The 7,242-nt window shown below is 58.5% G+C and carries 7 protein-coding genes and 1 tRNA gene; 2 read left to right on the top strand and 6 right to left on the bottom strand.

All coding sequences use genetic code 11. The features are described 5' to 3' along the window. Window positions 1-107: 107 nt before the first annotated feature. The 3 genes from AD930_RS02185 to AD930_RS02175 all read right to left on the bottom strand — a co-directional run bounded on the left by AD930_RS02185 (window position 108) and on the right by AD930_RS02175 (window position 1,629). Window positions 108-1,052, bottom strand: coding sequence for a polyprenyl synthetase family protein (locus AD930_RS02185; protein WP_082781624.1), 945 nt, complete (start codon window positions 1,050-1,052; stop codon window positions 108-110). A gap of 1 nt (window position 1,053) precedes the next feature. Then, window positions 1,054-1,308 (bottom strand): exodeoxyribonuclease VII small subunit, encoded by a 255-nt coding sequence (locus tag AD930_RS02180; RefSeq protein WP_373320526.1) that lies wholly within the window; start codon window positions 1,306-1,308, stop codon window positions 1,054-1,056. Window positions 1,309-1,386: 78 nt separating this feature from the next. Continuing rightward, a complete protein-coding gene (locus AD930_RS02175; RefSeq protein ID WP_043549995.1) occupies window positions 1,387-1,629 on the bottom strand; it encodes a sulfurtransferase TusA family protein in 243 nt (80 codons plus the stop codon). Between the two features lie 112 nt (window positions 1,630-1,741). On the opposite strand from AD930_RS02175, the gene AD930_RS02170 reads away from it, so the two are divergent. Continuing rightward, the gene (locus AD930_RS02170) at window positions 1,742-2,638 is read left to right on the top strand and encodes an ROK family protein (RefSeq protein WP_061504931.1); all 897 of its coding nucleotides are present in this window, start codon (window positions 1,742-1,744) and stop codon (window positions 2,636-2,638) included. A gap of 43 nt (window positions 2,639-2,681) precedes the next feature. On the opposite strand, the gene AD930_RS02165 is transcribed toward AD930_RS02170, so the two are convergent. Together AD930_RS02165 and AD930_RS02160 are read right to left on the bottom strand one after the other, a co-directional pair. Then, window positions 2,682-3,482, bottom strand: a complete 801-nt coding sequence (locus tag AD930_RS02165) for an RlmE family RNA methyltransferase (protein ID WP_061491249.1) — start codon at window positions 3,480-3,482, stop codon at window positions 2,682-2,684. Next, a complete protein-coding gene (locus tag AD930_RS02160) occupies window positions 3,479-4,609 on the bottom strand; it encodes a Ppx/GppA phosphatase family protein (RefSeq protein WP_082781622.1) in 1,131 nt (376 codons plus the stop codon). The genes AD930_RS02165 and AD930_RS02160 overlap by 4 nt, the downstream gene beginning before the upstream one ends. A gap of 189 nt (window positions 4,610-4,798) precedes the next feature. Here AD930_RS02160 and AD930_RS02155 point away from each other — a divergent pair. Continuing rightward, a tRNA-Gln gene (locus AD930_RS02155) sits at window positions 4,799-4,872 on the top strand. Window positions 4,873-5,012: 140 nt separating this feature from the next. Here AD930_RS02155 and AD930_RS02150 read toward each other — a convergent pair. Next, entirely contained in the window at window positions 5,013-7,196 is a 2,184-nt protein-coding gene (locus AD930_RS02150) for a TonB-dependent receptor plug domain-containing protein (protein WP_061504930.1), read from the bottom strand. Between the last annotated feature and the right edge of the window lie 46 nt (window positions 7,197-7,242).

Genomic DNA, 7,242 nt, shown 5'->3' with positions numbered 1-7,242 from the left:
CTTGAGCTGCTCGACCGAAAGGTTCCGCATGTCAGACGGGTAGGCTACCCGGTCCAGAGCAGGAAAACGGCCAAGGGTGGGAATCTGGGGCTTGTCCGACATTCTTCTTAGTTCCTGCGTTCAATCACGTAATAGGCCAGATCTCGCAGGCGGTCGGCCTGCTCTCCAAACGGAGCAAGATCTTCAATGGCGCTTTTGGCCATGCGTTCTGCTTCGGCGCGTGCGCCGTCAATGCCCAGAAGGGCAACATAAGTGGATTTGCCAGAGGCTTCATCCTTGCCCGCCGTCTTGCCCAGCTCTTCAGCCGTGGCTGTGGCGTCCAGCACGTCATCCGCAATCTGGAAGGCCGCACCAATATTGGCGCCGTAGGAGCGCAGACGCTGCTGAAGTTCCGGTTTGGCCTGCCCGAGAATGGCTCCGGCTTCGGCCGAGTAGCGGATCAGGCAGCCGGTTTTCAGGGCATGCAGGTGACGGACTTCTTCCAGCGGCAGGGCGCGGCCTTCGCCTTCCATGTCGATCATCTGACCACCCACCATCCCTGCAGCGCCTGAGGCCTGCGCGAAAGCGGTGATCAGGGCGATGCGCACAGTCGTGCTTTCGTGCGTTTCGGCTTCCGCCAGAATTTCGAACGCTTTGGTCTGAAGAGCGTCACCAGCCAGAATGGCCGTGGCTTCATCAAACTTGCGGTGTGTGGAGGGCTGACCGCGGCGCAGATCATCATCGTCCATGGCCGGCAGATCATCATGCACCAGTGAGTAGGCGTGCAGCATTTCAACAGAGGCCGCAACGCGGGCGGACTGGCAGTCCGGCACATCAAACAGGCTGGCGGTTGCCATGGCCAGATAGCCACGCAGGCGCTTGCCACCGCCCAGCGTGGCATAGCGCATGGCGTCAATCAGACGCGCATCCCCACCGCTGGTGGGCGGGATAAGCTGGTCAATTGTCGCTTCAATCACTTTGGCGCGGGCCGCCATGGCCTGCTTGAGCAGGGGCCCATTGGCTGAGGAGTGCGTCTGGGAAGGGGCGATGGTTGTCGGGTCAGTCATCGACATCTCAATCCATAGGTTTCATGGTCAACGATCCGTCAGACCGTTGCACGATCGCCTGAACGCGGGCCTCGGCCTCGCTCAGCTTGGTTTCGCAATGCTGGCGTAAGGCTGCCCCACGCTCGTAGGATGCAATGGCCTCTTCCAGTTTAAGCTGGCCGCCTTCAAGGCCGCGCACAATCTTCTCCAGCTCGGAGAGTGCGTCCTCAAACGACAGAGACTTGATGTTATCCGACATGGCGCAGGTCTTCCTATCCGTCATGAGGGGCAGGCATTACTCCGATAAGCGTGTATCTGCCAAGTCTTGCGGGGGTAGAATGCGCAATAAAACATACCGCCCTCACGGTGAGGGTATATCCGCACGCCGCCGGATGGTGAAGGAAAGGGAACCATTTTCATCCGAAAAGGCCACCAGCGCGTGCCCGGTTTCCCGGCAAAACACCTGAAAATCCACGATAGAGGACCGGTCTGTTGCCAGAACGCGGAGCTTTTCTCCCGCCTGCATGCCGCGCAAAAGCCGGTTGGCTTTTAAAACCGGAAGGGGGCAGCCAAGCCCCCGCGCATCAAGAACAGCCTCATTCATGACACAGAGCCTTGTATAGAGAGTGGAAGATGTGTGATTGCATAGTTCACTAATTTATCCCATGCCGCATGGCATATTAATCATTTGCCGGAAGAAGACGTAGGGTCGCTGTATGTCAGATTATCGTTTAGGAATCGATGTTGGTGGAACCAAGGTCGAAATAGCAGCCCTTGATTCCACAGGGGAAATCCTTCTGCGGCATCGTGTTGCAAACCCCGGTAATTACGATGATCTGCTCGTGACATTGCGGGATCTCGTGGAAGAAGGACGTGGGCGTACAGCCCGGACTGCCACGGTGGGCGTCGGGATCCCCGGTGCCATTGATTCCCGCACAATGCGGGTCAAGAATGCAAATGCTACATGGCTGAACGGCCAGACATTCGGCAAAGATCTGGAGCAGGTGCTCGGCTGCCCGGTAAAGGTAGAGAATGATGCCAACTGTTTTGCGCTGTCTGAAGCGGTGGATGGCGCTGCGGCTGGCCGCAAGATTGTCTTCGGGGTGATTCTTGGTTCCGGCGTGGGTGGCGGCTTTGTCATCAATGGTGAGCCGGTGACAGGCCTGCATCACATTGCCGGCGAATGGGGCCATATCCCGCTTCCGTGGGTGCGGGAAGACGAGTTCCCCATGCCGAAGTGCTTCTGTGGGAATGAGGGCTGTCTGGAGCGCTTCCTGTGCGGCCCTGCTCTGGCGGCTTCATGGAAGGGTGAAGGGCAGCGCTGTGCAGACGGTATTGAAGAAGCCGCTGCTGCGGGCGATGTCGCTGCCATTAAGGCGCTGGATACCTATGTGGACCGGCTGGGGCGTGCCTGCGCGCTGGTCATCAACATGGTAGATCCGGACGCGATTGTGCTGGGCGGTGGCGTCTCCAACCTGAAGACGATCTATGCCCGCGTGCCTGAGGTGATGAAGAAATACGCCATCACCCCGGAATGCCGCACGGAACTGCTGAAAAATCAGCATGGTGACAGTTCTGGCGTGCGGGGCGCTGCGTGGCTGTGGGGGAAATAACAGGCTGACCTGAGGCCTGCCTGTTCATTCCGCTCCGGCAGGCTCAGGTGTTGGCCTGAGCCTCTTTGAGGCGATCAGGCCGGAAGCCTGTCGCCACGACATAAAGTTCGCTTGAATCTTTGCGGCTGGCTGGCGGTTTGGCGTGCCGCACGAGAGTAAAGGCCTGCTTCATGACATCCAGGATGGCTTTTTCCGAGCCGCCCTGAAACACCTTGGCGACAAAACCGCCGCCTTCCGCCAGAATTTCAAACGCAAAATACAGGGCTTCTTCCGCAAGTCCGATAATGCGCATGTGGTCCGTCGGGCCATGGCCGGTCGTGTTGGGGGCCATGTCGGAGAGCACCAGATCCGCCTTGCCATCCAGCAGGCTCACCAGCCGGTCCGGCATCTCCGGGTCTGTAAAGTCGCCTTCAATAATCTCGGCGCCTGCAACGGGGTCCACCGGGAGCAGATCAACCCCGACCACGCGATTCGCACCGCGTTTAACCGCGACCTGCGTCCAGCCACCAGGTGCGGCACCCAGATCCACCACGCGCATGCCCGGCTGGATGAGGTGGAAACGGTCATCCAGTTCAATCAGTTTGAAGGCCGCGCGTGAACGCCAGCCCTGCTTGTGGGCGGCCTGCACATAAGGGTCATTCAGCTGGCGGGCTAGCCAGCGCTGCTGCGCGGTTGTGCGTCCGCGCGCCGTGCGGAGGCTGACGGATTTGGTGCGCATTGTGCGCGGGGCTGATGAGTCATCCAGAGAATGACTGGAACCGGGGGCGCTGCTGCTGGTGCGGGCACGCCCCGGAACGCGGAGAGAAGTTGCTTTCCGGGGAGGCCCGGATTTTTTGTCGCTCATGAACCTGTTGCTTGAATAGGGTGCAGAAAAGGGATGGGGCCATTGAGCATGGGCGCTTTGTGGAGTCTTCTGGATACAGATCCATTCTTGCGGATCATGCGCAGAACCATGCCATCCCGTAGGCCTCGGTCCGCCACAATAATATCTTCCACCGGCCAGGTCTCGTGAATAGCCTCGAAAATGGCGCAGCCCGGCAAAACAAAGGGGGCACGATCCGGCCCGATGCACGGATGCTGTTCTATGCCTGCATGCCCCATATCCTGCAATGTCCGAACGGCCTTGCGCGCACTGGTGGCTGGTAGCTGTGAGCCATCAACCGCCGCGCGAACGTAGCGAGGGAGGTTGAGCACAAGGCTGGCCAGAGTGGTGACGGTGCCGCTGGTACCAATAAAGCGTGTTTGCTTGCGGCGGATTTCCGGGCCAATCCGGTGCACACTCTCAAAGTCCTGCAGAGCCGCTTTGGTGTGGTCCACCATCTTTTTATAGACGGTCGGGTCATCATGCCCCGTGCTCCCGAACTGCTCGGAGAGGGTAATGACCCCAACCGGCAGGCTCAGATAGCCGATCAGCTCATGCGTCTGGCGTGGCGCATCGACCCGTACCCAGGCAATTTCCGTCGAGCCGCCACCAATATCAAACAGCAGCGCCCGGTTGCGCACAGGTCCGAAACGCGGATTGTGCACAAGGTTGGCGCAGCTTTCTACCGCAAGAGAGGCTTCCTCCCGCGCGGAGATGATATTGATGTGAAACCCGGTCTCCGTCCGCACGCGGTTTAGAAAGTCTGACCCGTTCACCGCGCGGCGGCAGGCTTCCGTTGCAACGGCACGGATATTTTTGATGGGCCTGCGGCCGACACGTTCAGCACAGGCGCGCAGTGCGTCCAGCGTGCGTTCCATGGCGGGTTCGCCCAGTCGGCCTGTATGGTGCAGGCCTTCACCCAGCCGCACCATGCGGCTGTAGCTATCAATAACGCGGAAGCCGCCAGCGGTTTGCGCCGCGACCATCAAACGGCAGTTGTTTGTTCCCAGGTCGAGCGCGGCAAACAGCTCATCTTCGGCAGAACGAGAGTAGGGTGAAGGATAAGCTGGTCTGTCCGGGCGGCCGGCCCAGGGGGGAATACGATCCATCTGTCCGGTCCTTAGTAAGAGGTTGACTCATGTTAAGACTATTTTTGGGGAGGGCGGCCAAAGGAGCAAGACAATTATGTGACAAACCGACATTTCTTTTCGTTTAGGCACTTGCGCGCCCTAATTCACGGTGCTAGGAAGTCGTCACCGCAGCGGAGGCGGCCTTTTAAGCCTCCCGGTTCTCCTTGCTGGGAGATAGTTTAGCGGTAGAACTACCGGCTCTGACCCGGTCAGCCCTGGTTCGAATCCAGGTCTCCCAGCCAATCTTTCCCAAAAAATCAAATTTTTATATCGTGTCGCTGAGGATGTTATTCAACTCTGCGCTGTAAACCTGTGTTTAGACAGGTCACCCTGCCTTCCGATCTCCCATCAGGAAAATCGCAAAGCAGGGCGCTGCCAGAATTCAGAATGTCGCGCTCAGGCTCAGATTGAAGGAGCGCCCTAAACCGGCGAGGGGACTCAGCACCCCGGTGGCGCGATAATCCCCCAGAGAAAGACCACCCAGCGGCAGATAGTATTTCTGGTTCAGAAGGTTTTCGATGCTGGCATCCAGTGTCAGCATCCGCCAGCGATAGCTTCCGCCCAGACCCATCAGAGCATAACCCGGTGTGCGGGGTTCATTGCGCAGCCAGTCCACACTGCTTTTGGCTTTAACTAGAGTGACTTCGACGTGCCCTGTCCAGTTTTCATAAGTTTCATGCAGACTGATGGAGCCGTTGGCAGGCATCTGATGGTACAGGCCGGAGTGGTTTATCAGATCCTGCCCCCGCACCCAGTTCAGATTGGCTTTGAGTTCTCCTGTCCCAAAAGCGGGGCTTTTCCAGAGCCTGACAAAGCCTGAACTGTTGATGCCGTAACTCCGGGCATTGTGGTTGACGAACTGGAGCTTGGACAAACCGTTAGAGAGCGCGCCAATGCGCACTACATTTATATAGTTGTGGGTGTAGGTATAATACGGCTGCACCTTGAGTTCCCACGCATCATTCACCGGGTCATGCCAGGTGAGGGTGGTGCTGAGCGTATTGGCAATTTCCGATTTCAGGTTGAGGTTGCCGACATACCCATTGCCGTCTCCAAACCAGCCGATCATTGTGGTGCTCATAGCGCCTTCACCCCATGAATAGCGTTCATACAGGCCGGGGGCGCGGCTTTTGCGGGCATAGCCGCCTTCCAGCGTCAGGCTGTCCAGCGGCGTCCAGCGGGCGAGAGCCGTGACATCAAAATTGGTGTCCGTGCGCCCGCGCGAGGCTGCGTTAAAGCGTTTGGCAGCCATCGCGTCGGCCATGCTCATCATGCCGGTCCATGAATACGGGGCGACCGGGCCGGTATTCATCATCACCAGATCATTCCGCAGTCCGAGTTCTGTAGAAAAGCGCGGCAGCCACTGGGCTTTCCATTCTATATAATGGCCGAGGCGGTCACGGTACCCCTGGTTGATATTATGGAACGTGTCTGGCCCCATCATCATGCTGCCGCTCAGGGGCGGCCACCAGTCGTTCAGACCGTTATGGTCAAATGAGCTGCCCAGACCGAGGATATGCTTCCGGCCGAGGGGAATGGTCGCTTTGACGGAATAACCTGCCGTGCGGGTATCCGTATTCATCGGCATGCCGGTTGTGGCGGTATGGCCCCCTTTGTCGGCCAGCATGTTCATAGCGTGGTCGACCCGCTGCCAGAAACCGCGTGCTTCCAGTGTGCCCCAGTTGAAATCGCCCTTGTATTTGCCGTTCACAAAAGTGGAGCGGTTATTGGTCATATCCATGTATTGGTTGGGGAAGCCCTCGTAAGGGATATCCTGCTGACCGACGGTGAGCGCCAGCAGATGGTTCTCTTTTTTTACCCCCAGTGTCACGGCGTGATTGAAGCTGAGATAGCTGGTGGATAGAACGCGCCGGCCGTTGCCTCCCGTGTGATAGTCGCTGGCATGGCTGTAAGAGCCTGTATAGCGCAGGCTCAGCCAGTCATTGGCGGTGGTGAGAGATCCAGACGCACCGGATCCGCCGCCATTGCTGCGATAATCCCCCCGGACATGGCCTGTCACAAGCAGTTTGGACGTGCTGGAAAAAATCGGGTCTTTCCGATTGACCTCCAGCGTGCCGCCGGTGCTGTCACCACCCTGACTGACGGAGGTGATGCCAGCAATGGCCACGGCGGACGAGACAGCATCCGGGTCAATATAGGACATGGCCGGATTCATATGGTTGGGGCAGGCGGAGGGAATGCGCATGCCATCGACAAAGGTCGCCACACGCTCATCCGCCATCCCGTTCAGAACAGGCAAAGAGGACACACCGCCAGCCGAATAGGCGCTGTATCCCAGACTGTGCCGAAATAGATTGGCCGTATCCGGGTTGGGCGACATGTGATGCCGGGTTCCGTTGACCGTGACCTGCTCGGTAGATGGACTTGCGGCATCCTCTTCTGAGGCTGGTGTGGCGGGTAAGGCTAAGGCTTTTGTTGAAACTGGCGTTGCAGGCAGGCGGCTTTGAGCGTCCGCAGCGGATGGGCGGGCGACTGTGCAGGCCAGTGCGCAACCGGCAGCAAGCAGGCTGGTGCGCGCGGCATGCCGAACAAAAAAACAAGACATTGTGCTGAGACTTTCCTTGAAACGGAAACAGCCGACATCACAGGCG

Source organism: Acetobacter malorum, assembly GCF_001580615.1.
GTDB classification, from domain to species: Bacteria; Pseudomonadota; Alphaproteobacteria; order Acetobacterales; family Acetobacteraceae; genus Acetobacter; species Acetobacter malorum.
This window is presented reverse-complemented; position numbering and strand designations above follow the sequence as displayed.

Bases quoted from the DNA above. Each gene is read 5' to 3' on its own strand.
- AD930_RS02170 (WP_061504931.1), top strand. From the start codon at position 1,742: ATGTCAGATTATCGTTTAGGAATCGATGTTGGTGGAACCAAGGTCGAA.
- AD930_RS02150 (WP_061504930.1), bottom strand. From the start codon at position 7,196: ATGTCTTGTTTTTTTGTTCGGCATGCCGCGCGCACCAGCCTGCTTGCT.
- AD930_RS02175 (WP_043549995.1), bottom strand. From the start codon at position 1,629: ATGAATGAGGCTGTTCTTGATGCGCGGGGGCTTGGCTGCCCCCTTCCG.
- AD930_RS02180 (WP_373320526.1), bottom strand. From the start codon at position 1,308: ATGACGGATAGGAAGACCTGCGCCATGTCGGATAACATCAAGTCTCTG.
- AD930_RS02165 (WP_061491249.1), bottom strand. From the start codon at position 3,482: ATGAGCGACAAAAAATCCGGGCCTCCCCGGAAAGCAACTTCTCTCCGC.
- AD930_RS02185 (WP_082781624.1), bottom strand. From the start codon at position 1,052: ATGTCGATGACTGACCCGACAACCATCGCCCCTTCCCAGACGCACTCC.
- AD930_RS02160 (WP_082781622.1), bottom strand. From the start codon at position 4,609: ATGGATCGTATTCCCCCCTGGGCCGGCCGCCCGGACAGACCAGCTTAT.